At 69.6% G+C, this 23,253-nt stretch carries 36 protein-coding genes; 18 read left to right on the forward strand and 18 right to left on the reverse strand.

Features of this window, described 5'->3' with window-relative positions:
* Nucleotides 1-62 precede the first annotated feature (62 nt).
* The 13 genes from CBQ26_RS00775 to CBQ26_RS00830 all read right to left on the reverse strand — a co-directional run bounded on the left by CBQ26_RS00775 (nucleotide 63) and on the right by CBQ26_RS00830 (nucleotide 6,487).
* Complete coding sequence (locus tag CBQ26_RS00775) at nucleotides 63-659, reverse strand: hypothetical protein (protein WP_088246718.1); 597 nt, start codon at nucleotides 657-659, stop codon at nucleotides 63-65.
* Nucleotides 656-1,399 carry a hypothetical protein gene (locus tag CBQ26_RS00780; RefSeq protein WP_143341898.1) on the reverse strand — a complete coding sequence of 248 codons (744 nt, stop codon included), beginning with the start codon at nucleotides 1,397-1,399 and terminating at the stop codon, nucleotides 656-658. Before CBQ26_RS00780 ends, CBQ26_RS00775 begins: the two co-directional genes overlap by 4 nt.
* A gap of 160 nt (nucleotides 1,400-1,559) precedes the next feature.
* Nucleotides 1,560-1,946, reverse strand: a complete 387-nt coding sequence (locus tag CBQ26_RS00785) for a hypothetical protein (RefSeq protein ID WP_088246720.1) — start codon at nucleotides 1,944-1,946, stop codon at nucleotides 1,560-1,562.
* The gene (locus CBQ26_RS00790) at nucleotides 1,943-2,437 is read right to left on the reverse strand and encodes a hypothetical protein (RefSeq protein ID WP_088246721.1); all 495 of its coding nucleotides are present in this window, start codon (nucleotides 2,435-2,437) and stop codon (nucleotides 1,943-1,945) included. Before CBQ26_RS00790 ends, CBQ26_RS00785 begins: the two co-directional genes overlap by 4 nt.
* A complete protein-coding gene (locus CBQ26_RS00795; RefSeq protein WP_088246722.1) occupies nucleotides 2,424-2,999 on the reverse strand; it encodes a hypothetical protein in 576 nt (191 codons plus the stop codon). Before CBQ26_RS00795 ends, CBQ26_RS00790 begins: the two co-directional genes overlap by 14 nt.
* Nucleotides 2,996-3,217 (reverse strand): hypothetical protein, encoded by a 222-nt coding sequence (locus tag CBQ26_RS00800; RefSeq protein ID WP_088246723.1) that lies wholly within the window; start codon nucleotides 3,215-3,217, stop codon nucleotides 2,996-2,998. The genes CBQ26_RS00795 and CBQ26_RS00800 overlap by 4 nt, the downstream gene beginning before the upstream one ends.
* Entirely contained in the window at nucleotides 3,214-3,624 is a 411-nt protein-coding gene (locus CBQ26_RS00805) for a hypothetical protein (protein ID WP_143341899.1), read from the reverse strand. Before CBQ26_RS00805 ends, CBQ26_RS00800 begins: the two co-directional genes overlap by 4 nt.
* A gap of 14 nt (nucleotides 3,625-3,638) precedes the next feature.
* Nucleotides 3,639-3,809 carry a hypothetical protein gene (locus CBQ26_RS21680; protein WP_172417857.1) on the reverse strand — a complete coding sequence of 57 codons (171 nt, stop codon included), beginning with the start codon at nucleotides 3,807-3,809 and terminating at the stop codon, nucleotides 3,639-3,641.
* Entirely contained in the window at nucleotides 3,809-4,339 is a 531-nt protein-coding gene (locus CBQ26_RS00810; protein ID WP_143341900.1) for a hypothetical protein, read from the reverse strand. The genes CBQ26_RS21680 and CBQ26_RS00810 overlap by 1 nt, the downstream gene beginning before the upstream one ends.
* Nucleotides 4,336-4,899: a DnaJ-like cysteine-rich domain-containing protein gene (locus CBQ26_RS00815; protein WP_088246726.1), complete on the reverse strand. Its 564-nt coding sequence runs from the start codon at nucleotides 4,897-4,899 to the stop codon at nucleotides 4,336-4,338. The genes CBQ26_RS00810 and CBQ26_RS00815 overlap by 4 nt, the downstream gene beginning before the upstream one ends.
* Nucleotides 4,896-5,336 carry a hypothetical protein gene (locus CBQ26_RS00820; RefSeq protein WP_143341901.1) on the reverse strand — a complete coding sequence of 147 codons (441 nt, stop codon included), beginning with the start codon at nucleotides 5,334-5,336 and terminating at the stop codon, nucleotides 4,896-4,898. The genes CBQ26_RS00815 and CBQ26_RS00820 overlap by 4 nt, the downstream gene beginning before the upstream one ends.
* Before the next feature lie 126 nt (nucleotides 5,337-5,462).
* Nucleotides 5,463-6,032, reverse strand: a complete 570-nt coding sequence (locus CBQ26_RS00825) for a hypothetical protein (RefSeq protein ID WP_088246728.1) — start codon at nucleotides 6,030-6,032, stop codon at nucleotides 5,463-5,465.
* Complete coding sequence (locus CBQ26_RS00830; protein ID WP_088246729.1) at nucleotides 6,029-6,487, reverse strand: hypothetical protein; 459 nt, start codon at nucleotides 6,485-6,487, stop codon at nucleotides 6,029-6,031. Before CBQ26_RS00830 ends, CBQ26_RS00825 begins: the two co-directional genes overlap by 4 nt.
* 26 nt (nucleotides 6,488-6,513) lie before the next feature.
* Between CBQ26_RS00830 and CBQ26_RS00835 the strand changes: the two genes are divergently transcribed.
* Complete coding sequence (locus CBQ26_RS00835) at nucleotides 6,514-7,485, forward strand: site-specific integrase (RefSeq protein WP_088246730.1); 972 nt, start codon at nucleotides 6,514-6,516, stop codon at nucleotides 7,483-7,485.
* Here the strand turns inward: CBQ26_RS00835 and CBQ26_RS00840 are convergent, their stop codons facing one another.
* Nucleotides 7,486-7,893 carry a hypothetical protein gene (locus CBQ26_RS00840; RefSeq protein ID WP_088246731.1) on the reverse strand — a complete coding sequence of 136 codons (408 nt, stop codon included), beginning with the start codon at nucleotides 7,891-7,893 and terminating at the stop codon, nucleotides 7,486-7,488.
* 1,482 nt (nucleotides 7,894-9,375) lie between these two features.
* Nucleotides 9,376-9,618, reverse strand: coding sequence for a helix-turn-helix domain-containing protein (locus CBQ26_RS00845; RefSeq protein WP_088246732.1), 243 nt, complete (start codon nucleotides 9,616-9,618; stop codon nucleotides 9,376-9,378).
* 140 nt (nucleotides 9,619-9,758) lie between these two features.
* On the opposite strand from CBQ26_RS00845, the gene CBQ26_RS00850 reads away from it, so the two are divergent.
* Nucleotides 9,759-10,328, forward strand: coding sequence for a helix-turn-helix domain-containing protein (locus CBQ26_RS00850; protein WP_088246733.1), 570 nt, complete (start codon nucleotides 9,759-9,761; stop codon nucleotides 10,326-10,328).
* Here the strand turns inward: CBQ26_RS00850 and CBQ26_RS00855 are convergent.
* The 3 genes from CBQ26_RS00855 to CBQ26_RS00860 form a co-directional block, all read right to left on the reverse strand.
* Nucleotides 10,306-10,488 carry a hypothetical protein gene (locus CBQ26_RS00855; protein WP_088246734.1) on the reverse strand — a complete coding sequence of 61 codons (183 nt, stop codon included), beginning with the start codon at nucleotides 10,486-10,488 and terminating at the stop codon, nucleotides 10,306-10,308. The two genes, CBQ26_RS00850 and CBQ26_RS00855, sit on opposite strands and share 23 nt — an antisense overlap.
* 76 nt (nucleotides 10,489-10,564) lie before the next feature.
* Nucleotides 10,565-10,696, reverse strand: coding sequence for a hypothetical protein (locus CBQ26_RS22755; protein ID WP_255675758.1), 132 nt, complete (start codon nucleotides 10,694-10,696; stop codon nucleotides 10,565-10,567).
* 47 nt (nucleotides 10,697-10,743) lie between these two features.
* Nucleotides 10,744-12,219 (reverse strand): hypothetical protein, encoded by a 1,476-nt coding sequence (locus tag CBQ26_RS00860; RefSeq protein WP_088246735.1) that lies wholly within the window; start codon nucleotides 12,217-12,219, stop codon nucleotides 10,744-10,746.
* 142 nt (nucleotides 12,220-12,361) lie between these two features.
* Here CBQ26_RS00860 and CBQ26_RS00865 point away from each other — a divergent pair, with 142 nt between their 5' ends.
* From CBQ26_RS00865 to CBQ26_RS00940, 16 genes are all read left to right on the forward strand, one after another.
* A complete protein-coding gene (locus CBQ26_RS00865) occupies nucleotides 12,362-12,763 on the forward strand; it encodes a hypothetical protein (protein WP_088246736.1) in 402 nt (133 codons plus the stop codon).
* Nucleotides 12,760-12,966, forward strand: coding sequence for a hypothetical protein (locus CBQ26_RS00870; protein WP_088246737.1), 207 nt, complete (start codon nucleotides 12,760-12,762; stop codon nucleotides 12,964-12,966). The genes CBQ26_RS00865 and CBQ26_RS00870 overlap by 4 nt, the downstream gene beginning before the upstream one ends.
* Entirely contained in the window at nucleotides 12,966-13,160 is a 195-nt protein-coding gene (locus CBQ26_RS00875) for a hypothetical protein (protein WP_088246738.1), read from the forward strand. The genes CBQ26_RS00870 and CBQ26_RS00875 overlap by 1 nt, the downstream gene beginning before the upstream one ends.
* Nucleotides 13,157-13,429 carry a hypothetical protein gene (locus tag CBQ26_RS00880; protein WP_088246739.1) on the forward strand — a complete coding sequence of 91 codons (273 nt, stop codon included), beginning with the start codon at nucleotides 13,157-13,159 and terminating at the stop codon, nucleotides 13,427-13,429. The genes CBQ26_RS00875 and CBQ26_RS00880 overlap by 4 nt, the downstream gene beginning before the upstream one ends.
* The gene (locus CBQ26_RS00885) at nucleotides 13,429-13,830 is read left to right on the forward strand and encodes a hypothetical protein (RefSeq protein ID WP_088246740.1); all 402 of its coding nucleotides are present in this window, start codon (nucleotides 13,429-13,431) and stop codon (nucleotides 13,828-13,830) included. The genes CBQ26_RS00880 and CBQ26_RS00885 overlap by 1 nt, the downstream gene beginning before the upstream one ends.
* On the forward strand, nucleotides 13,827-14,387 hold the full coding sequence (locus tag CBQ26_RS00890; RefSeq protein ID WP_088246741.1) for a hypothetical protein: 561 nt from the start codon (nucleotides 13,827-13,829) through the stop codon (nucleotides 14,385-14,387). Before CBQ26_RS00885 ends, CBQ26_RS00890 begins: the two co-directional genes overlap by 4 nt.
* The gene (locus CBQ26_RS00895; RefSeq protein WP_088246742.1) at nucleotides 14,384-15,175 is read left to right on the forward strand and encodes an N-6 DNA methylase; all 792 of its coding nucleotides are present in this window, start codon (nucleotides 14,384-14,386) and stop codon (nucleotides 15,173-15,175) included. The genes CBQ26_RS00890 and CBQ26_RS00895 overlap by 4 nt, the downstream gene beginning before the upstream one ends.
* Nucleotides 15,172-15,669: a hypothetical protein gene (locus tag CBQ26_RS00900; protein WP_088246743.1), complete on the forward strand. Its 498-nt coding sequence runs from the start codon at nucleotides 15,172-15,174 to the stop codon at nucleotides 15,667-15,669. The genes CBQ26_RS00895 and CBQ26_RS00900 overlap by 4 nt, the downstream gene beginning before the upstream one ends.
* Nucleotides 15,666-18,287, forward strand: a complete 2,622-nt coding sequence (locus tag CBQ26_RS00905) for a ParB/RepB/Spo0J family partition protein (RefSeq protein WP_088246744.1) — start codon at nucleotides 15,666-15,668, stop codon at nucleotides 18,285-18,287. The genes CBQ26_RS00900 and CBQ26_RS00905 overlap by 4 nt, the downstream gene beginning before the upstream one ends.
* A complete protein-coding gene (locus tag CBQ26_RS00910) occupies nucleotides 18,280-18,615 on the forward strand; it encodes a hypothetical protein (protein WP_088246614.1) in 336 nt (111 codons plus the stop codon). The genes CBQ26_RS00905 and CBQ26_RS00910 overlap by 8 nt, the downstream gene beginning before the upstream one ends.
* Entirely contained in the window at nucleotides 18,608-18,877 is a 270-nt protein-coding gene (locus CBQ26_RS00915; protein ID WP_088246615.1) for a hypothetical protein, read from the forward strand. The genes CBQ26_RS00910 and CBQ26_RS00915 overlap by 8 nt, the downstream gene beginning before the upstream one ends.
* Nucleotides 18,877-19,413 carry a hypothetical protein gene (locus CBQ26_RS00920; RefSeq protein ID WP_088246616.1) on the forward strand — a complete coding sequence of 179 codons (537 nt, stop codon included), beginning with the start codon at nucleotides 18,877-18,879 and terminating at the stop codon, nucleotides 19,411-19,413. Before CBQ26_RS00915 ends, CBQ26_RS00920 begins: the two co-directional genes overlap by 1 nt.
* Nucleotides 19,410-21,104 (forward strand): helix-turn-helix domain-containing protein, encoded by a 1,695-nt coding sequence (locus tag CBQ26_RS00925; protein WP_088246617.1) that lies wholly within the window; start codon nucleotides 19,410-19,412, stop codon nucleotides 21,102-21,104. The genes CBQ26_RS00920 and CBQ26_RS00925 overlap by 4 nt, the downstream gene beginning before the upstream one ends.
* Nucleotides 21,101-22,276, forward strand: coding sequence for a hypothetical protein (locus CBQ26_RS00930; RefSeq protein WP_088246618.1), 1,176 nt, complete (start codon nucleotides 21,101-21,103; stop codon nucleotides 22,274-22,276). Before CBQ26_RS00925 ends, CBQ26_RS00930 begins: the two co-directional genes overlap by 4 nt.
* Nucleotides 22,273-22,734: an ASCH domain-containing protein gene (locus tag CBQ26_RS00935; protein ID WP_088246619.1), complete on the forward strand. Its 462-nt coding sequence runs from the start codon at nucleotides 22,273-22,275 to the stop codon at nucleotides 22,732-22,734. Before CBQ26_RS00930 ends, CBQ26_RS00935 begins: the two co-directional genes overlap by 4 nt.
* On the forward strand, nucleotides 22,731-23,253 hold a 523-nt coding region (locus CBQ26_RS00940; RefSeq protein WP_143341902.1), incomplete at its 3' end, for a hypothetical protein. The genes CBQ26_RS00935 and CBQ26_RS00940, both read left to right, overlap by 4 nt.

The raw sequence follows: 23,253 nt of genomic DNA on the forward strand, positions 1-23,253 counted from the left end.
TTTTGGTCAGTTGCTCGGTGACCTCCGGGGATGCTGGCAGTGTAGCGCATCTCCCGTTCATGTCATGCAACTGTCCCGCCCGCGAGAGCGTCCTCGGCCTGCGCTGGCCAGTTCCTTCTGATCCAGCGTTCCTCGTCCCGGAGGTCGGCGCGTTTCATGCTCCGGACCGCTTCCAGACGTGATTCCCGCATGCTGTCCGTGAAGGTCGGGTTCCACCAGGGGCCCGGCCCGAGCAGCGCCGCGCGGATCCGCTCGTCGAGCGCCTTCTCGTCGGTTTCTACCGGTGCGGGCGAATTTTGCGGGACGGTGGGGGCTTCCGGATGGAACGGCGGCGGGTCCTCCTCGGGCGTCTCGGCTGGCCGGACGATCAGGTACCGCGTGCCGTCCCAGCTGCTCAGCTCCGTGTCGAACAGGACCCACCCGGCTGCGTCCGCGACCGCTCTGGCCTCGTCCGGACTGGCCTCGCCGTTCTTGCGGCTCAGGTAGATCACGTCCCCGTCCGCCGTCCCGACCCGCACCTGCAGGCCCTTACTCAGCACGTGCGACCGCTGCTTGCCGTCCGATCGGCTCGCGCGGAACAGGCCCGCCAGCGTCACCGCCAGCTGCGTCACCGGCTGCGGAGCAGGGGCGGGATCATCAGCGGCGAAGAGGGTGGTCACACATCCACCTGGAGCAGGCCGCCCTGCGGGTACGGCCGCGCGCCGAAGTAGCGTTTCAGGATGGGCTGGAAGTCCACGGCCACGCCGTCCACGACCCTCGTGATGTCGCCGTCGCCCAGGGCGTGCGTGGCGTCCAGCTCGCTGACCACGGCGTACTGCATGGTGGTGTGGACCGCCAGTTCCTGTTCCGTGAAGTTATCTTTCGTCGTCGTCTTTCCGCGCGACAGCTGGATCTCCTGGGCGACCATGCCGGTCACGCTGACGTTCAGGCGGTTGTGGACGTACCGGTACCCGCGTTTGCTGGAGCCATGGCGACCCAGGCAGCTGTTCAGCATGATGCTGGAGTGCTTGTGCTGCGCGCGCCGGGCCAGCCAGCGGGACTGCTCAGGGTCGGTCTGAGCGTCGATCAACTCGGCGGCCAATTCGGCGTCCCCGGCGAGGTAGCGATCGACGAGCTTGTTGGCGGCCGCGCGGTACTTCTTGCCGAGCATGCCGGGCAGGACCGTGACGATCCGGCGCCACCCGGCTTCACTCGTGACGGGGGTTAAACGCTGTCCAGCACCCGGAAATTTGAGGTTGTTACAGAATGTTACAACCTCGGGGTAGGCCTCCACGAGGCGGCGCCACATCACGCGGGGCTGCTTGGCCCCCATGACTTCCAGCGCGTCGAACACGCTGATCTGTCCGTCTGCCGTGCGGCGGATGGTGGGGGCGTCGGGAAGGGTCAGGGTTTCGCTCATCAGCAGCTCCTTCAACAGTGGAAGGCCCCCAGCCGTAACTCGGGGGCCTTCTTCCTTGCCGCGCATCTCTGACCGTGCGCGCCTCGGTCGGTGGTGGGGGTCGTCAGGTGTGCCCTGACGCTCCCCATGCGGCCCCGGCGTGGTGACCAGGGCGGGTGGATCAGTACTGCTGAACGACGAATCGGGGCGGGCGCTCCAGGACGTCCATGACGTGCTTGACCGCCACGCGGACCTGCGCGAGGCTCACGGCGTCCTGAAGGTCGGGCGGGGCGTTGATCTGCCCGCCGTCCTCGAGGAGGCGTTGCGTGGCGACCAGGGCCAGCAGGATCAGTTCGCTGTCCTCGCGCGGGAGGTCCAGGGGCGTGCCGGTCAGGCTGTATGCCTCCAGGTCGTCCCGGACCCGACGGAGCTTGGCGGCGGTGAGGATCGGCGTGATGTCCTGCCCGAGGCGGTTGTCCTCGGTGACGTGGTTCAGGACCAGGCTGACGCAGCCGAGCATGGTCAGTCCGAGGGTCTCGGGATCCGGTGCGGTGGCGGCGGCCGTCATGCGGTGGGCGCCTCGGGCAGGTGGATGGTATGGGTGCAGTTGAGCGTGACACTCAGGTGCGCGTGCGCGAGCAGGAGCGCCAGGGGGCTGTGGCCGGCGATGTTCTCTCCGTGCTCCTGGGCCTCGCCGACGGCGAAGGTCAGGGTGTACAGCGCGAACGCGATGTCCTGCACGTCGAGGACCGGTTCCCGGCCCGCCTGCATGTCCTCGATGGAGTCCGTGAGTTCCGTGGTGAGGGCGGCCAGGACCTTGCGGGTGTCCTCGTCGATGTCGGGGTCCTGACTGGAGTGCTGAACGACGTCCCGTGCGACGGTCCAGGCCTGCAGGCCGGTCGTGCCGTTCTGGATCTGGTCGGCAGCGCGTTCCAGTCCGAGGAGCCACGCGCCGTGGCGGTCCTCGGCGGTGGTGACGTCCACGCCGAGGATGCCGAGGGCGGCGTGCAGGCGGGCGCTGAAGGCGGGGCCGGTGGGGAGGGGTTCAGTTGGTGTCATGGTTCTCCGTGCGGCGCAGTTCCTGCTGCACGCGGTCGCGGTGGGCGGAGGTGAGGACGACGGTCCTGCCGCCGCTGCTGAGGGTGACGCTCTCGATGCCGTCGCTTTCGTTCACCATCTTCTGGACGCCGTCCCTGAACTCCTCGGCGGCCGTAAGAATCGGGTTGGCGTTCATGGTTTCCAGCAGGACGCGGAAGTCCAGGTGCGGCAACGCGTCCGCGTTTTCCCGCAGGGCGTACCCAGACAGGAAGTGCTCCAGGTTGTGGTGCGGGTTGAAGCCGTCCAGGCGCATCACCGCACCGAACCGGAAGTCCTTGGTGGTGCTCTTGACGAAGAACAGGTTGAAGGTGCGCCTCTCGCCGGCTTCATCCGTGACGTGCAGCTGCGCGGTGACGGTACCGCCCTTCCCGGCCTTCTGGACGCGGGCGGCGCGGTGTAGGAGGCGCAGGTCCGTGCCGCTCGGGAGGACCAGCGTCAGTTCCGTGAACGGCTCCCCGAGTTTGTTGTGCTTGTGGGCGAGGCTGTCGAGGTCCACGCGGACGGTCTGTTCCTGGCGGGTCATGAACCCACCAGAGCGGTGCTGACGCCGCGCAGACCGTGGCAGCCGACGACCACCATCAGGACGCTGAACATCAGCAGGATCAGCGGCGCGAACTGGTCGGCGAGCATGTGGCGGCGGTTGGAGTACAGGACGCTCAGGCACACCGCGCCGAACAGCAGGCCGCTCAGCAGCAGAGCGACCGACAGGATCGTCAGGCCCACCAGGGCCAGGGCGCTCACGCGGGCTCCGCGAGGAACTCGGTCAGGCGGTGCCCGGTGACGTCCTCCACCCGGAAGAAGGCGGGCTGATGCCCATGCCGTGCGGCCCAGGCGTCGAACACCTGATCGAGCTGCACCTGCAGGTCGTCGAGTTGATCTTCCGGTACGTTGGCCAGCCACTCGCTCGCGGCCGGGCCGTGCATCTGAACCGCGGCGCTCGCGGCTTCGGGGAGCAGGGCGTCCACGCTGCCCAGGAACAGGCTGGCGGCGGGCGTGACGGCGCGGGCCAGGAACACGCGCGGGTGATCGCACACCAGGGGCGGGTGGTCGAGCGCGTGGCGGGCGGCGGCGTCGCGGGTGGGGAACGGACCGGACCACGGGCCGTCCATATCCCAGGCGCAGAGCCAGGGACGGGAATCGTCAGGCATGAGGGACTCCTTACTTATAGAGAGGTGGCGATCAGGACGATCACGGCCGCGATGACGGCGGCCCAGATGACCAGCAGGGACAGGGAGGCGTGTTGCTGCTGTTTGAGCTGCAGGCGCAAGACGCGGAGCAGGTAGCGGTCCTGGGATTCACCGGGACGCGGTGGGGGCGGAACGATTCGGCCCATCAGCGGGACTCTTTCGGGCGGCCGAGGCGGATGCCGAACGGGTTCAGGCGGAACTGGATCTGTTCAGCCGGCGAGCCGCTTTGCCGCCCGGCGTCCCCGCTGGCGATGAACTGGTGGTCGTCCCACCATTCCAGCGACCAGTGCCCCCAGCGTTCCCGGAAGTACACCGGGCGGCCCGTCTCTGCGTCCTGGCCGTCCAGTTGGAGCGGGGAGGCTTCGCAGGTGACGGCCCAGTCCACGATGGTCATGGTCGGCGCGGCCAGCCCGGTGAGGACTTCGATCGTGGATTGGTCAGCGCTCAATTCGTGTTCCGCCATGACCGTCTTCAACGCGACCTGCAAGCGATCCCCGACCGCTTCCCGGACGTCCGGCGCGGTGGCCAGGGCATACAGCAGGCGCGCGAGAGCGTCGTACGAGATCTCGGTGGACTTGCCGTAGGGGAAGATCCCCGGACCCTGGATGTACAGGCTCTCCGTGCGGGTTTCAATGCCGATCTGGTCATCCTGCGTGTCTGCGACGTACCCCATCAACCCTCACCTCCAGCGTCGGCCTGAGCGCGCGCGCGAGTGCTGCCCCTGCCCCGACACTCCGGGCAGGTTTCAGGAATCCACAGTCCCTCGGCGTCGCGCGCACTGCTGGCCATTCCGATCCCGTTGCAGCGTTTGCAACCCTCACCCCCAGCGCTGGTCTGAGCGAGTGCGGCGGCAAGGCGGGCCTGCGCGTCACGGAAGGCGATGCGGACTTCCGGAAGCTCGGCAGCGGCCTTCAGTGCTAATCCGTAGGCCCTGCCCAGCTGGATGACGTCGAACCGCGCGTCGTCCTCTTCTTTGGGCAGAGGCCTCGGGCGGCCAGTCGTGTTGTTGGCGGCTCGCACGGCCTCGTTCACGCTCTCTGGCGTGTCCTGCTCCGCCCCAGCCTGGGCGCGCAGGGCCAACACGGCCGGTTCGAGCACGTCGATGTACCCCTGGATCACTGCGGCTTTTGCGCGCAGGGTGTCACCCGCGAGGTTCGGTAGGCAGGCGTCGGTGTTGGGAAGGTCGCGCCGCATCTGCCCGAGCAGCGCGTCGATCTGTTCCAGTGGCCCGGTCATGCCCGCTCCGGCGGTCTGGTGAGGTTCAGTCCGGCGAACGCGGGGAAGTGCGCGGGGACCAGGGTGGTGATGGCGCGCTCCAGCAGCGGCGTGAGCGGCTCGCCCAGGTCGCGGATCAGTTCTGCCGGGGTGGGCAGGCCGACGCGGGCCGTCATGGCCAGCAGGGCCGCCATGCGCAGCGGGGAGCCGCACTGCCGCAGGAGCAGGTAGACCTGCATGCCGCTCAGGCCGCAGGTGTCCACGTCCAGCAGCGCACCGGGGCCGATCTGTTCGTGGCAGGTGGCCAGGGCGCACAGGGCCGCGACGCCGCCCGGATTCCCGTCAGCGCTCAGGGCGAGGATGGCGTCGTGGACCGTCATGTCCGCCCGGAGGCGGGGGGCCGGAACTCCGGGGAGGCCCAGGGCTCCGGCGAGGGCTGCACTCGTGAATGCGTTCACAGGTCACTCCTGGCCGGTCAACAGGACCGGCGGGTCTTCATGAAACGTCGGATAATCTCAGTTCGGCGATGGAGACTGATCAGCCCTGGCGAAGGGGGGAGAGCCCCCATGCCCCGGCCCTGGCGTTCAGACGTTCGGGAAGTTCAGGGGCCACAGCAACGCCGCCCCACCCAGGTACGGAGCGTCCGAGTAGTACTCGAGGAACAGGTCCTCCGCCCGGGCACTGTGCGGACGCCCCGGCACCCAGAACGCAGCGCTCCGGTCGACCCGCGTCAGGGTCCCGGTGGGCACGTCACCCAGCCACTCCGCCAGGACCTCGAGGCTGTCCGCCGCGTAGAGTTCCAGGGAACCGTCCGGCATGCCCCGCATGAAGTACTGCACGCTCCCGGCGAGCCGGTCGAGGCGTTCGAGTTCCGCGACGATCAACGCCCCGGCGCGCACCAGGTTGTGGCGGTGCGTGCCGGGCCTGAAGCTCGCGCGGTCCCAGGGCCACAGGATGCGGCCCACGTCCGTTCCGTAGCCGTCCTGCGGGTTCACGGGGCTGTGGTCGCCGGCGTGCGCGTACGCGGCGGCTGCGTCGGCCAGTTCGCCAGTCACGTGCTGATCGTCATGTTCCAGCGTCCAGCCTTCCACCTGCACCTGCCGCTCCCGCTCCTCGCGGATCAGGGCGAGGGCGCGTTCCGGAGCGGTCGTCATGCGCTCACCTCGGCCGGCTGGGACAGCACGCGCAGGTGGCCATCAGCGCCGGGTTCGAACACCACGCGGAACCCGTACAGCAGCGCTTCACTGTCACGGGCACTGTCGATCTCGCGCAGCTGGTCGATCAGGTGCGTGGTGACGGCCGCCGCCGCGCTGCCGTCCAGGCCTTCCCTCACGAGCAGGTCCTGCTGGATCAGGCCGATCAGGTCCTCGTACATCACGCCGATGACCGGTTCGTCGAACGTCGCGGCGACCTGCTGGGCCGTCATGTTCCACGACTGGGCAGCATGGTCGAGCGCCGTCATGGGGTTGAGGACCGGGCCGGCCCAGTCGCCCTCGTCGTTCGCCTTCAGCCACCAGCGGGCGGCGGGGTACGCCGCGTCGAGGCGCAGCAGGTGTTCGGTCGTGATGGTCAGGTACGTCGCGGGTTCCGTGGCGTCGTGCGTGGTCATGGGGGGCTCCTCTGTATGCTGCGGGTATGAGTGGCCTGGAGTTGATGGCGTACAACCTGGAATTGCAGGGCCGCGCGGACCGGGTGGGCAGCCAGGAACCGGACGTCCTCCGGAAGGACGCGTTGCGCGCCGCGCGGGACGTGGACGTGCCGGGCCTCTGGGCGATCACGGAGGCGTTCCTGGTGCTGCGGGGCGGGCGGGGCGCCCGCGTCAGCCTGCGCACCCTGGAGAGTTACGAGACCGGGTTGCGCTTCCTGGTGGAGTGGGCGGCCGGGGCAGGCATGAGCTTCATCCGGCCGAAACCGAACGACGGGTACCGGTACGTCCGGTACCTCGAAGCCAAGGGCCTCGCGCCGAGTACCGTCCGCGTCCGGCTGGCCGCCGCCCGGGCCGTGTTCGCCGCGCTGCGCTGGGCGGGCGCGACCGACGTCGCGCCGTTCACGGACGTCCGGGCCGCGAGTGATCCCGTCCCCGCCTGGGAGAAGCGAAAGCCGTACCCGGACCGGGACGTGCAGGCGCTGCTCGACCACGCGGACGAGCAGGAGCGGGTGATGGTGCTGCTCGGCGCGGACTGCGGCCTGCGCGTCACCGAGATGACCACGCTGCTGCGCGCCGACGTCCGCGCCGGCGGGGACCGGCCGTACCTGACCGTGACCGGCAAACGCCAGAAACGCCAGCAGGTCCCGCTCTCCCGGCGGTCGGAAGCGGCGCTCGTCGAGTGGATCCGCATGACCCCGTCCTACGGGCCGCACGTCCTCACGCTCCGCAGTGGCCGCGCCGTCGAGCAGCGCATCCTGCAGCTGTGCGAACGCGCCGGCATTCCGTACCAGGGCCGCGAGGTGCACGGCCTGCGGCACACCGCCGGCACCCGCATGTACCGCGAAACGAAGGACGTCCTGGCGGTCCGGGATCACCTGCGGCACGCGAGCATCACGACCAGCGAAACGTACGTGAACTACGCCCGCGAAGGCGAGAAAGCCCTGAACCGCGACTGGTGATCAGGGGGTGCGCAGGAGGCGGGCCAGCAGGCTGGGGCCACGTTCGTGGCGCTGCATGATCGGCGGCGGCGGAGGAGGCGGGCGCAGCGCGTCACTCTCGCGGCGTTCCGCCGGGCGCGCGGGCCAGCTCAGCTCCAGCACGCCGGTCGGCAGCAGGTCACGCATGTGCACCGTCACGCCATACCCGAGGGCCTGGAAGATCGTGGCGATCTCCCCGGTCAGGTCCGGCCGGGCGAGGTTCAGCTGGACCGAGGTTCCCTTCCGGGCGGCGGGCAGGACTGCCTTCGCCAGCAGGTCGGCCACCTGCTGTTCCGCCTCGACGGCGCGCGGCAGTTTCGGGTTGTGCTGGTCGTGAATCCGCGCGGCGTCCTGCGCGGTCATGAGTTCCTTCGGGATCAGGCTGTTCAAGGTGCCTCCTGTGGCTCGGCGGCGGGAATCGAACCCGCGCATGCGCCAGGGCCGAGATGTCAGCGGCCCGCTGCTGTGACGCGGCGGGCCGGGTGAGTGACCGACTGGGGGGCGACGTGCTACATGGCCGGACCTCCACGGTGAACTTCGCCGGGTGTCACCGCCGGCGCGGCTGTGGAACGGCCCCAGGGCGGGACCGGTACTCGGAGCGCGCTGGACCTCCCAGCGCGCCCCAGTGCAACAAGAGGGAAAGGGGCGAATGACGACGGGCGGCAGGTGATTCCACGCGCTTCCCCGGTGGTGTGGGGGTGCAGGCGCACGCCGCGCCTGCTCGGGTCCCGGCCTCTCTCGGCCTGCTCGTCACGCTGCTCCCCGCGTTTGGGGTGACCTTCCCGGTGTGCAGGGCCGCGCTGGTGGCGGTTCGCTGCGGGTGGGGATGGCGGTCACGGGCACGCATCAGGGTGATGCGTTTCGACTGGTACCCAGACCAGCCTGAATCGTCGGCCGGTGCCCAGACCGGCCTGAGTCGAACGGGATGACGCTCAGGCGGGAGCGGCCGGGCTGTGCACGCCGCTCCCTGCATCCGACCGGAACCGCCGGTCGCGGGACGCGCCTTCCCCATGGCGTCATGTCCAGGCTCAGCGCTTGTCGGGCTACCCCCGTGCGGGCGGCGCTGAGAACCTCGGATCTGTGGCGGAGCTCGCCAGTGCTCCTGTTTAGAAATTCCGGACCTGATCCCCGGCGCAGGGGGTCCGCGCGGTCAGCCGGGCGCTGGCGTGGGCAGCCTCCCCGACGTCTCGCTGTCAGCAGGTGGGGCCCCACCTGGAACGGTGCCCGCCAGACCACCTGGCGGGACTTACTTGATGCGGGGCGGGCAGGAATCGAACCTGCGTCTCCCCAGCCTCGGGCCGGGGCGCTCTCCCAACAGAGCTACCTCCCCACGCAGCGCCCCGTCCTGGCGGCGCTGATGGTGTGAGTGTTCGGGCCGGCGTGTCGCGCCGGTTCACGCGCCCGGATCGGCCGGGCGCCAGCCTGCGCTTTGCTGCTCTCGGCCGCGCAGGTGGCCTCAACACTGGTCATCTCGGCGTCCAGGTCTGCCGTCTCCCCTGCTGTCTCGCGCCTGGGGAGTCGAGGCGCGCCGCGTCACTCCCGGTTGCAGGAACTTTCCGCCGGTCGGTCTTCGGGTCGTGGGTGTTGCTCGCGCAGCTGCTCGGGTGGCGGTAGCCTGCACGGACCTGCGCCCCCGCGACTTCAGGGGGAGGTTTCCGTCACGCGCCGTTCCGGTACCACGGGGGTCCGGTCCCGTCCCCGACTGGGGGGCGGGCTGTCAGCTGCGATCGATCTCGCGTTCGTTGTCATGCGGCTCACCGGGCAAACCCGGATGCAACTGTGGAGGAATGGACCCTGGTCGTCGGGGGCGGTCCGGGGTATCGCCCGTGGGATGAAACGAAAAGAGCCGCTCAGTCCATGGCGGACGGCGGCTTACACGGCCTGTTGTGTTTCGGGGATCTCGTCGGTGATGGCCTCGGGCTTAACACCCAGATAGTCACAAAGTGCTTCGAAAGAGTTCCAGTCGAAGGAGGTGCGACCCGATCCTTTTTCCCACTGGTTGTAGCCCTGCCAGGTCATTCCGGCGGCGGCGGCGGCGGCGGATTTGGTGCCGTCACCGGCCTTTTTCCGGGCTTCCCGCAGGAGCTGGGGGTTGATCTGGCGTCGGGTTGGCATGCATCTATCCTAAACTCAGTTTAGAAAATACGCAACAGGGTAAACCGCAGCTATTTCAAAATAGTCACAACGGCACTGTTGCCGCGGGGGCGCCCGCCGGGTAGCTAGCAGGTCATCTAAACTCCGTTTATAGTGCGGGTATGGCACGGAGACGCACGGAATCCCATCAGGACGGCAACGAGACCGCCGAACTGATGCCGTCCCCAGTCGTAACCGAGCAAGCCCTCAGCAGAGGATTGAAACTTCAGCAGTGGCTGGACCGACGGGGATTACGACAGGCCGACCTTGCCCGCATGAGCGGTCTGACCGAGATGACCATCTCGAAGTACATCTCAGGGAAGACCGACATCGGGTCGATGCGGTCAGCCAGCATCACCAAGCTGCTCGACGGCATGTTCGTGAGCGACGCCTGGGCCTGGACGTATTTCGAGATCCCTGTTGAGACGCGGTCCAGCTGGCGCTCGCTGCGGCAGGGCAAGATGGGCCCGCCCGAGCAGGGCGCGCTGGAAACGTTCCTGGCCGACCTGCCCGTGCAGGGCAGTGGTTGGATGATCCCGGCCCAGAGCATGCTGACCGTCGATCCCGCCGACAAGAGCGGCGGCCTGCAGATCGGGCAGTTCGGCGGGGCGTACTGGATCGCCAAAAAAGAAGAACAGCCCGCAGGGGCTGTCCTTCTGGGGAGATTCGTCAGCTCAGGTCCTCCCGCATAACCTGGAGCGCCTCTCGCACCTTCTCCATCTCGGCCTCTGTGTCGAAGTAAACGTGGTAGAGGCCGTTGTCTTCAGTGACTTCAAATTGAGCCACCTTCTGAAGCTCTACCAATTCGGCGGAATAGAGCATGGTCGGCAGAGTGAGGCGCTTGTCGGGCATGTGGGCATTGTGACTCAATCTGTGCTCCCGCATTACGTCATTTGCGTATAGGGTTACCTGAACGTGAAGGGATCGATCAGCACTCGGCGCAGGGATCGTTTTTCACGATGGGCGGCTTGGGAGGAGGGGTCACGGTCCCTGCGGCGAGGACTCCGCTGGTCGCGGTCAGGAGGGTGAAGGCAGCGAGCATCAGAAGCGATTTCTTCATGCCTCCAGCCTACGAGCAGAGCCGGAAAATAGCGATATCAACAGAGTTTATAGGCCCAGGGCGTCTTTAATTTCCTGGCGGAGGGCCGCGCTATCGACCCATTCAAGCGCGCGGCTCTGAGCCGCCTCCCACGACTTCCGATGCGAGAAGCGAGCCTGCTCACTGAACCGTCCAATAATCCTGATCAGTCCACCCAGATTCACGTATTCCCGCGCACCGATCTGCGTCAGGATGTCGCGGATCCGCTGCGCCGCCTGCGGATGGGGCCGGGATTCCGGACCCGTTCGGCCCGTCGCGGCGGCCAGGACCATCACCGAACTGCCGTTACTGCGCCCCGGCAGACGGTGCTGCTGGTAGCGGAACGAGAGCTCACCGCCGATCAACAGCGGCACTTCCGGCAGGCTCTCCGCCACCTCTTGATGCATCTCCGGCAGCATGGCCAGCAGCGCGAACGTTTCCGGCGCCAGCGACCGCAGCAGCGTCAGGAACGGCCCGCGTACCGTCATGGCGTTCAGGGCCGCATTGAACTCTGCAACCAGGTCGTCGATGTCGTCGCCGAAACCGCCCAGCTGATTCGCGCGGACCAGCGCGGCCGCCCGGTGAGCACGCTGGTCTGGCGTCCGGACGGTCAGACCCAGCAGCATCGTCCGGGCCTGCGCCGCCATTGGCCGGGCCTGAAGCATGCCCCACGCCCGGACGATCGAGCCGTACTCCGACTGTGGACTGGCTCCCTTGCTGAGCGGCGCGTGAAACGGACTGCCCAGCCGCAAGGCCCACAGCGCCCGCGCCACCTGACCATACGTGTCACGCGGCTCCAGTTGATCTGCCGATTTGTGATGCCGGCCCAGCAGCGCCAAGGTGAATGCCTGGATCTCGCTGAACTTCTGATCGCCCCGTGCCAGCAGGGTTGCAGCGGTTTCGTAATCACCCAGGGCCACGTGCGACTCCGCCAGCAGTCCCAGCGCCCACAGTCGCCGGCGATCAGACAGCGGGGCGCGGTTGATGGCGTTGATCAGCAACTGCGGGTCCGGCTGGCCCATGTTCGTGTGCAGGCGGCCGATCTCCAGCTCGACGTGTTGCACCCGGTACTGCATGTCGAGCGCCTGGGCCAGCGTGCGTGCCAGATGCAGCTGCGCGAGCGCCTCCGTGAACTGCCGCGTCTCGCCGAGCGCCATGCCCCGCGCGAACGCGCCGTCGGCGGCGTCTTCCACCGCGTGGGGATCCAGGCTGGTCAGGGGGCGTTCGGACGCCTGCAGGATGCTCGCGTACTGCCCGAGGGTGATGTTCGCCAGGAGGCGCAGACCGTGCGCGCCGCTGTCCTGCGTGCGGTCGAGCTCGTCGAGGGCTTCGTTGATGGTTTTTTTGCACCGGGTGGTCATGGCGATCCGGACCTTCCGGCGCAGGCGCAGGCTCTGAGGGGCGTCTGCGATGTCTGACACGAGTTCGGTGGGGTGGTTCGAGGTGCTGATCAGGCGGTCCCAGGTGGCGGGCGTGCTGGCGGATTCGTGCAGGGTCAGAGTCATCAATACCTCAACTGAGTTTAGGTCTTGCTTCATAGCCTAAACTGAGTTTATACTCTGGTCAAGCCCGAGCAAAACGGCGAATCCCCCTCTCCAGAACACGCCAGCCAGCGAATCCAACAGGAGAGGGGGAACGAGGCCCAGCATGACGTACTCCCCCCAGACCGTCAACCCCGCCCCCCGCTTCAACCTCGCCCTGATCGTGAATGAGGCCCGCCTGCACGGCGCGGCGTTCAACATCCTGAAGCCCGACCGCGTGATCACCGTGGACGGCGCCGAGTACAGCCTGGAGTGGATGCAGACCGGGTTCGACACCATGTCCCCCACCCGGAAGTACGGCGTGACCGTCACCTGCCGCGAGACCGGCCGTCGCGTCGAGTACGCCGTCATCGAGAAGGTCCGCCGCAACCGCCAGGGCGAAGGCAAGCTCCACTACAACTGCAAGTACGCCGGGATGAACGTCCACGGGTTCGACGAGGCCAACATTCACCTCGCCCAGACCGCCGCCGCGTTCCTCGCCCGCCGCGCCGCGCAGGTAGCCGCGTGACCGCCCAGCAGTACCGCGCCGACTGGGTCGTGCCCGGCCCCCAGCGCCTCACCCGCCTCGAGGAGTACCGCGCCCGCCACTGGGTCGCCCTCCTCGCCGAGCTGCACGCCGAACCCTGCACCGCAGAGCGCGCCCACCTGAGCCTGCGCGCCCTGCGTCTCGCCCGACTGGCCCGCCGCGCCCTCGAACTGGGAATGAACTGATGCCCGACCGCCTCGCCGACCTGTACGAACTCGAACGCGAGCTGCGTGACGCCATCGCCGCCGCCGGTCCCGACCACCCCAACCACGCCATCTGGATCCAGGCCCGCCTCAACGCCCTGACCGAGATGCAGACCCACCGCCGCGAGTACAGCGACCAGCAGCCCCTCCCCCTCACCCACAGGAGCGCCGCATGACCACCATCCAGCCCCGCACCGCCGCTGCCACCACCCGCCCCGCCCTGCTGACCCGCCGCGCGGTCCGGTACATCCTCGCCATCGTCGCCGTGGTGCTCTTCGCGGGCGTGGCCGGTGCGCTGGACCAGGAGCGCATCACGGTCCGCCTGCTGGCCAGCCTCGTGCCGTTCCTGCTGTTGGCGGTCATGCTGCTGCTGGCCGCGTTCGCGCTCCGCCCCACGCGCGACCACAGCGACCTGATCGACTCCGGCCCCCTGGAGCTGTTCTGATGGCAGCCCCCCGCAACCGCGTGCCCAGCGGCCGGCAGAAACGCCGCGTGCTCCGCGTCCTGCTGACCATGTCCCCCCTGACCACCGCCACGCTCTGCCAGGCGTTCGAGTTCAGCGACGAGCACACCTGCACGCTCGCCTGGAACCTCCTCCAGCAACGGCTCGTGCGGCGCGTGCCGGCTCCCATGCTCCAGGCGCACCGCAGCCAGGGCCGCGCCCATCACGCCCTGGTGCCCGCCCCCATCGCCGCCCTGCTGATCTACCGCCGCCCCACGCCCCTGCGCCCCACCGCGCACCTGATCGCGCTGAGCGAACTCGTGGACGGCACGTTCCGGGACGCGGACGCCCTGATGCTCAACCGCCCCCAGACCACCGCGCAGGACATGGCAGGTGCCGCGTGAACAGCGCCCTGGCCGCCCCGAACGCAGACGCCGCCGAGATCCTGCGCCACGTGTACCACGGCAGCGGCGTGACGCGCGCCGAACTGACACGCACTCTGGAGGTGCGTGCAGGCATCGTGGCGGCCGCGCTGGACGCCTTCAAGGACGCCGGGTTGATCCACTTCGACGACCTGCGATACTACCCCAGCCTGAACGACGACACGGACGTCACCGCCCGCCGCGAGTACGCCCGACTGAGTGGCGCCCGCAGCTGCCGCACCTGTGGCTGCACCGACCAGTGGGCCTGCGAAGGCGGCTGCGACTGGGTGGACGAGGACCTGTGCAGCACCTGCGATCCCACGGTCATGCGCCTGAACCAGCGGACCTCGTTCGTGGTCGTCGAGAATGACGCGACGTACGTCGAGACGGAACTGGCAGACGACGAGTGCGTGCGCCTCAACATCCGCCGGGGCGAGAGCGTTTGCGCCGTAATACTCACACCATCGGAAGCGATCGCGGTCGCCACGAAGCTCCTGATGTACGCCAGCGCCGCCGAGAACGACGGGGAACTCCTGTGAGCCGCCTGCAGGCCGCCATGGACCGCGACCGGGGCGCGCAGCAGGCCGCGACTGGACTGGTCGGTGATCCCCTCAAGCTGCCCTTCGCGCGCATCCTTCAGGAAGCCCAGCAGATCCGCGTGAGCGAGGCGTACCGCCGCATGGTCACCGCCGGCGCGTGCGCCCTGACCGGCGGCCGCGCCGAGGGCCTGTACCTCGACACCATCAAGGGCCTGAGTGCCCACGATCTGGACGTCATCGTCCGCGCGTTCCGGCAGCTGATCGTGGACATGGAGCACCGCCCCTTCCTTGACCTGCTCGGGCCGCTGTACATGGAAATCGGCCACAAGCTGGACAAACAGGACCGGGGCGAATTCTTCACTCCCTTCTGCCTGAACCGCCTGATGGTGGACCTGATCGCCGCCGGCGACCCGCGCGCCATGTTCACGCCCGGCGAGATCCTCACCGCGAACGAACCCGCCTGCGGGACCAGCGGCATGGTCCTGGCGTTCGCCGAGCGCCTCACCAACCACGGCGTCAGCCCCCTGCACCTGCGCTGGACGGTACAGGACCTCAGCCAGACGAGCTGCTACGCCAGCTACATCAACCTGACCCTCTGGGGCGTCCCGGCCACCGTCATCTGCGGCGACACGCTGCGCATGACCGTGAACTGGGCGTGGCAGAACGTCCACTGGCACCAGGCGAAGCCCTGGCCCACCGCCGAGGAACGCCGCGCGCACGTCGCCGAGGTCATGCGCCAGGAGCGCTTCCTGCGCGTGTTCCAGGAACTGTTCGTGGGGGCCGCGTGAGCCGCCGCCGCCTCCTGCCGGAAACCTGGCTGGCCGGGCAACTCGTGTCGTACCGCGCCGCTCCTGGCCTGTACATCCCCAGCGTGGTCCTGCGCGACGCCGGAGAGCCCGCCCCGTCCCTGACCGTACACGTCCACGGGCAGGGCGAGGTGCAGGCCGCCCGGATGGACGTCACGCCCCGCTGCGCACCCATCGGCCACCCCCTGCAAGCCGGGGACGAGGTTCAGGGCCGCCTGATGGACCCGCACGGCCTCCCGCTGTTCGAAGGCGACTGGACCGTCACCCGCGTGGGCCTGAGTGTCACCCTCGTGAATCCCCGCGTGCCCGGCGAGCGCGTCGTGAACCCTGACTACCTCGTCGTGTGCCGCCGCGCCGATCTCGCCCTGGCCCTGGCGGAACTCCCAGCTACCGCCGAGCGCCGCGCTGGCACCCGGAGCGGGAAGCGCAACCCTGCCCGCCCGGACTTCGGCCCACTGTTCGGCGGTGCCCGATGACGTTCCGCGCTGGCCAGACCGTCACCGGTCCCAGCCTGAGCGGCCCTGTGACCGGCACGGTCGTCCGCGTCCGCCCCAGCATCATCGACCGCAGCGTCCTGATCGTCGACATCGACGTGGACGGCCAGGAGTACAACCTCCCCGCCGAGGACTGCGCCATCGCCCGCGCGCCCCGCGCCGCCACCCCGGAGGAACCCGTGACCGCCACCGCCGAAGCGCCCCGCGCCGACCAGCCGGCCCCCGCCCCCAGCCACGGCTGGATGCATCCGAACAACTCCCACCTCGCCCACTGGGGCGACGGCACCCGCGTCCTGTGCGGCCGCATGGTCCCCGACGGCACCGAGATCGTGAACGCCGACCCGCACGCCGACGTGCAGCGCTGCTCGAAGTGCGACAAGGCGCTGCAACGGGACCTGAAGGCGGCCGTGGAGTCCAGCGACAGCCCGGCCGAATCCCCGGCCTATGCGCCCCAGGTCGGGGATGACGTTCGCGTCCGCACGGGCCGCCACGACGTCGCCGTGATCGTCAACGTGCGCGGCGACGAGGTCCAGGTGCTCTACGCCGACGGCACCCGCCCGTGGGTGCCCGCCAGCGCCCTGGAGAAGGCCCACACCGCCGAACAGCCCGAGCAGATCCAGCCCGCTACCGCGACCGCCCCGGAGGCCAGCTGGGCGGTCGGGATGACCGTGGAATTCACGTATCCCCATCCCAACCCTGACTCCCGCGCCCAGGGCATCATCACGAAGATCTTCGACGACGGTAATCGCCGGTACGACAAGGACTGCCAGGTCAAATACGGCAACGCCTTCTACTACCGCAACTTCGACGACCTCACCCTCATCGAAGTTCAGGAGAGCGCCCCGGCCCCTGCGGAACCCGTCAAGGAACCCCAGCCCACGGCGCCGGCCACCGCCGCGCAGTTCGAAGTGCCGCAGTTCGAAGCGCCCACGCTGGGCCTGCAGGCCGTGCCCTGGAACCGGATCCTGAACAGCAGCCTCAACCCCCGCAAGCACTTCGACGCGGACAGCCTGCGGGAACTCGCGGTCAGCATCTACCGCAAGGGCCTCCAGCAGAACCTCGTCGCCCGCCCCCACCCCGACCGCCCCGGCCACTTCGAGATCGCCGCCGGGGAGCGCCGCTGGCGCGCCATCGGCCTGCTCACCCAGGGCTTCGAGGTGGACGGGCACGAGTGGCTGGAATGGCCGGCCAGCACCCCCGTGAACGTCCTGGTGCAGGACCTCACGGACCTGGAACTGCTGGAGGTCGCCACGGCCGAGAACGTCCAGCGGCGCCGCATGACCCCCATCGAGGAGGCCGACGCCTTCGCCGCCCTCGCGGATCACGGCAGCCCGGTCGAGGACATCGCCGCGAAGTTCGGGTACACCCGCCGGACCGTCATCCGCCGCATCCAGATCAGCCGCGCCCTGTCCCCGCTGCTGCGTGACGAGTTCAACACCGGCAACCTGACGCTCGCGCAGGTCGAAGTCCTCGTCACGGTCGCGCCGGAAGTGCAGGAGGCCGTCTGGAACGGGTACCTGCGCAGCAACCCGCGCCTGTACCCCCCGGAGCACATCCGCAAGCACCTACCGAACAACCTGTTCCTCGTCCGGCACCGGCAGTTCCCGCCCGCCTGGTACACCGGCGGGGTCGTCGAGGCGGACCTGTTCGACGACGTGGAACCGTACTTCCAGGACCCGGCGCAGGCCATGGAATGCCAGCTGCGGCACGCACGGGTCCTGGCGGATCAGGACGTGGCGGGCGGCGCGGCGTTCGCGGAAGTCGTGCTGAACGCCATGCGCCACCACTACGGCGAGAACGGCAACGGCGTTGTGTACAGCGTCAAGAACGGCGGCGAGATGGAACGCTGGGAGAACATCGGCGCCCGCCGCAGCTGGTCTCCCCTGCCCGACGGCGGGTACAGCGTCAAGAACCCCACCCCGGACAGCAGCGTCCCGTCCAGCAGCGGCACCCAGGGCGCGGCTACCCAGCCCGGTGCGGCCCAGACCAGTGCCGTTCAGGCAGACCGGCCCGCCGTGCCCAGATACCCGGCCCCGTGGTCCCTGGAGGACATCCGCATCGATGCGGCCCTGACCGGCCCTGACCGTCGCCGCCGCCTGCAGGCCGCGTACATCCTCGACAGCATGCTGGACCGCGAAGTCCCGCACATCACGCCCGAACTCACCAGCGCGGCCGATCGCCTGGAGCTGCTGTTCAGCACGCACCTGAAGCGCAACGGGGACGGCTGGACCCTGAGCGCCGAGCCCAAGGATGAGACGGCGGAACTCGCGGTCGCCACCGAGATCCTGCGCCTGCTGCTCACCCTGACCAGCGCGGACCTCGACACGCTGTTCTACGGGTACTTCCACCGCGAGTTGAGCTTCTCGAACACGGCCGCCCCGACCGCGCTGGGCAACCTGGACCCGTTCACGCTGACGGAAGGGTTCATGGGAGGCTGCGACACGCTCGCCCTTCAGGAGATCTGGGACGACGCGGGCCTGGGCGACCGGGCGAACACCACGGACGAGTACCTGCGGTCGATGCTGCTCGAAGAGGCCCCCACCCTGGCCGCGCGTGGCTTCCTGCCCCGGCCCCTGCGCCCCGAGGCCGCCGATGACTGAACCCGCCTTCACCCCGGCCGTGCACTTCGAACTGGAGTTCAAGTCCGACTACCGCCAGCTGCTGGGTCACCCTGGCCACCCGGCGCAGGTCATGTACGCCAGCGCCCTGCTGGCCGTGTTCGGGCTGCCCCTCAACACGCCCGTCCGCCTGAGCATCCGCTTCACGGACCGCAACCAGCTGATCGCCGTCAACGGCCCCGTGGCTCACGAGGCCTCTCCGGCGGAGGTCGGCGCGGCGCTGAACGCGGCGGGCGCCATCGTGGCCACCACCTTCGTCCTGCAGACGCACGTGATCACCGACCTGAACGGGGAGGTCAGTCATGCGTGACCTGAACCGCCTTCAGTTCATGGCCGCCCCCCAGGGCAACCAGACCGCCCGCGTGGCCGTCGCCGTGGTGGGCGGGGAGGTCGTCGCGCACGCCCGCACCCTCGCGGACGCCCTGACGCTCGAAGCGGGCTGGCACGCCTACATGCGCGGACGGCCCCGCGCTCACGGTGGGAACGCCCGCGAGCGGACGCACTGGTACCGCGGCTGGGACCGCGCGCAGGCCTGGGTCAAGCAGCGCAGCCGCGCCCGGCAGGTGGCGTGATGGACGTCCTCACCGCCCACAACGCACGCGGGTACCTGCACGCCGTCACCTGCGACAGCCCCGCCGGGTTTGGGGAACTGTTCGCCCGCACCATGCGCGCTCAGGGCTGCACCGTCACGCGCCGCAGCATGGCCGACCACCTCGCCCAGATCGCCGCCGGCCGGGCGGGTCACGTCCGCGCGGACTCGCCCGCGCAGGTGGCCGCGCCCGCCCTTCCGGAAGTCGGAAGCACTCTCACGGTCCCGCACCTGGGCGCCGGCGTCGTGATCACCGTCCTGACCTGGCCGGACGGCACGCAGGCCGCACTGGTCCGCGCCCGCGATGGCGAGAGCCTCGCCCGGCCGGGCCAGTGGACGCCCCTGGATGCACCTACTCAGGCCACGCAGGACGCCCCACCACCTGAATCACCCATGCCGCCACCCGAACCACCCATCCAGCTGCCCGAACCACCCATCGACCCGCCCATGCCCGCCGCGCCCGTCCTCTCCGCCCCCACGTGCATGCCGACGCTGTTCGGCGACTGGAGCCCCGCATGACCGATCCCGCCCCCACCTACGCCATCCTCGACACCGACCTGCCCGCTGGCGGCAGCCTCAGCGACCGCATGGCCGTTCTGGAAAGCCGCGCCGACCTGATCGAAGGCCTGCGCGTCGAGATCGACGAGCACGAAGCCACCATCCGCGACGCGAAGGTCCGCCGCGACGTCGCCGCCAGCCGCCTGAGCGTCGCCCTGCACGCCGCCGACCTGCTGCGCGACATCGAGCACTCCATCGCGCCGCTGCTCGGCACGGCCCGCCGCACCCACCTCCCGAGCGGCACCACGGCCGCCAGCCCTGCCCCGGACGGCCTGGCCAGCCTGATCGACACGCTCGAACCCGTCACCATCACGCCGGAACTGGAGCCCGCACCCGCCCAGGTGACCGAGTTGTCCGAACCGGACGTCCAGCCCAGCCCTGAACCCGTGGCCGTCACGAACACCCTGGACCTGGTGTTCCCCGCCGGGTTCGAACTCACCGCGCGGGCCGTGGTGTACCTCGACGTTCTCGCTCACCCCGGCGCGACCCTCCCCGAGATCACAGACCGCACGGCCCTGCTGAGCAAGACCGTCAATGGCGTGCTCAGCCGTGGGACGGCCTGCCTGGACTTCTCCCGCGTCGGCGCGCCCAGCCAGTACACCCTCACGGACAGTGGCGTCAGTTACCTGCGCCAGCTGCACGCCTACGCCGTGAGCCAGACGACCCAGGCGGAGGAAGACAGTCCCGAAGAGCCGGAAGAGGTTGACCCGGAACCCACTGTCGAAGCACTCGAGTCACCGGAAGTCCCTGCCGAGGAAGTCGCCGCCACGCAAGAACCTGCCGTGGAAACGCCGGTCGAGGAGAACCCTGCCCCCGCCCCGGATCCGGTCCGCGAGAAGGAGTCGATCAAGGCGGTCAAAGGGGCGCCAACCAAGCGGGCCAAACCGGCACCCGCCCAGCCGACTGAACCGACGGCTGGCAGCGCCCAGGCCCGCGCGCTGGACTTCCTGCGCGAACACGGCCCCGCCACCCCGCAGGGACTCGCCGCGCACCTCGGCATGCCCCGCCTGCCCACCGGCGCCGTGATCTCCCAGCTCGTGAAGCACGGGTACGCCACCCAGACGGACACCGACCCCAGGCTCATCCTGATTCCCGGCGACACCCGCCTCCCCGCGAAACCCGCGCAGCAGGCGGCGGCCGGGCCGTCGGTCACGCTGACCGCGCCCGCTGACGCTGGCTCGCCCAGCCAGGAGGAACTCAAGGCCCGCCTCCGCGAGAACGCCGAAGCGGTCCGCGCGGTCCTCGGCAAGAAACCCATGACGGAACTGGACCTCCGAGCCAAGCTCCCCGACATGAACCTCAGCCACCTGCGCGCCGCACTCGGGTACCTCGAAGAAGGCGGCACCGTGCGCCGCGTGCCCGGCCCCACGCCCGCCAGCCGCGCCGCGTACGCCCTGGACGAACTGGACCTGCCCGCCCCGACCCTGGACCACCTGACCGCCGAGGGCCGCATGGTCGAGGTGCACCTCGCGCAGGTCACGGACCGCAGCGAACGGGACACCGCGTCGAACATGGCCCTGAAACTCGGCCTGCCCCGCGAGCAGGTCGAGGAGGCCCTCGCGGTCCTGCACGCCCAGGGCCGCCTCCGCTGGAGCCGCACCGGGATGCTCGTCCACTACTCCCTCACGACCGCCGGCGAGGTGGCCGCGTGAACGCCCTCGGCAGCCGCTACCTGATCGCCCAGGCCGTGCAGGCCTCCCTGCGCGGCAAGGACCAGCGCCTCAAGTCGTACACCGTCGGCGAGCACGACCTCACGCTGCACCTCGACCGGGTGGAACTCACCGCCAGGAGTGAGCACGCCGCGCGGCGCATCGAGAACGTCATCCGCACCATGCCCGACGCGCAGCTCGGCCGGTACGTGCGCGACGCGGAACACCTCCTGAACCGCCTCCTGGCCCAGCAGACCGGGACGGCCTCCGCGCCCCTGATCCGCCTCGCGCTCAGCTGCGTGCAGTCGGGCGTGGCGGGCCTCATGCGCGGCGGCTCAAAGGTCGCCGTGAGCGACATCAACGCGCAGATCACGCAGTTCGACGAGCAGTTGTTCACCACCCTGAACAGCGAGCTGGAGTACGTCCGCGAGACTGCCCGTCTCCGCGTCGAACAGAAGGACGCGGACATCCAGCGCCTGATCGCGCAGGCGGATCAGGAGATGAAAGCCGACTACGCCCGCTGCGTGGCGGACCTCGAAACCCGCAAGGCGGAACTGGACGCCCGTGAGGCCACGCTGCGCGAGCAGGTGGAGGCGGACCTGCAGATGGCCCTGCGTGCCGCCGATCAGGCCCAGGCGGACGCCAGTGAGGCCCGCCGGCAGCTGGACGCCGCGAGCGCCCAGATCACCCGCGAACGCGCCGCGCACGAACAGGCCCTCGCGGAATTGAAGCGCACCCTGGCCGCCGAGCGGACCGCCACCATCAACCGCGACCGGGACACCCGCAACCAGATCCACCAGCTCGAACAGGACAAGCGAACCCTGTCGTCCACGGTCGGGCACCTCAACCAGGAGTGCGAACGCCTCGAGGCGGAACTCGCGACCGCCCGGACCGCCGCCCCCGAACCCGCCCCCGTTCCCGTCCCGGCTGCCCTGGAGGTCACCGCCATGCCCACCCCCACCCTGAACCCCCGACTGGCCGCCATGAGCTGCGCCGTGTACCTCACCGCGCACGGCATCCCCACCCGCGCCGACGGCGACCACCTCACCGGCGAGCAGACCGTCCAGCGCAGCGAACTGATCGTCGCGTGGTCCACCGAGTACCCGACCGACGAAGCCCGCCGCGCCCACCTGCGCGCCAGTATCCGCCCACTCCTCGCCCAGGACGCCGCGTGACCACCCCGCCCGTCCTCCTGGCGCTGAGCGTTCAGGAACCCTGGAGTACCGCCATCCTGGATCTCGGCAAGGACGTCGAGAACCGCGACTGGCACCGCAGCCCCGGCCTGCTCGCCCAGGCCCGCCGCCTCGTCGGCCGGCGACTGATGCTGCACGCCGGGAAGACCTTCGACGACAGCGGCGTCCCGTTTATCCGCACGCTGACCGGGCAGCGCGTCCTGAAGACGGACTGCACCCTCGGCGCGGTCCTGGGTGTCGTCACCCTGAAGGCCGTCACGGTTGACGGCAGGCCCACCAGCCGCTGGGCAGCCTGTGACGCCGTGCACCTGCACCTCGCCGACCCCATTCGCCTGACCGACCCCATCCGCTGCCGGGGCGCCCTGGGCTTCTTCTGCCCGGACGACACCGTGCAGGAACGGGTGCGCCGCCAGCTGGCCGCGCAGGGCGTGACGCTGTGACCACCCCGCTCAAGCCCGCCGCGCCGGAAACGGAAGGGCGCGGCCCCATGCTCCTGCGGGTCGCGCACGCCAACGCCGGCCGGTGGATCACCGTCACGCAACTGCGCGACCTGCTCGGCATGGAAGAAACCAGGCACTACGCCAAACGGGCCGCGTACCTGCACCGCACCGGCCGTCTCGACCGCCAGCACGCCGCCGACCACCGCCCCGACCGCCCCCGCTTCGAGTACCGGTTCCGCGCGTGGCCGCAGACCCCGGCCCTGCGCGCCACGACCGAACTCGAAGCCGGCACGGACGCCAGCGAGGCCGCCCGCACCGCCCGGTACCAGCAGACCGTCACCCGCCGCCGCGCCGCCATCACGGCCGCCGCCGCGCAGATCCTGACCGTCCTGCGCGCCGCGCCCGGCCCCGTTCCGGAACAGGACCTCCTGGCCGCCGTGTCGCACCTGAGCGTCACCACGGCCCGCGAGACGCTGACGTACCTCGTGCACGAGACGCAGGACGCCCTGATGATCACGG

Source organism: Deinococcus indicus, from assembly GCF_002198095.1.
GTDB lineage: Bacteria > Deinococcota > Deinococci > Deinococcales > Deinococcaceae > Deinococcus > Deinococcus caeni.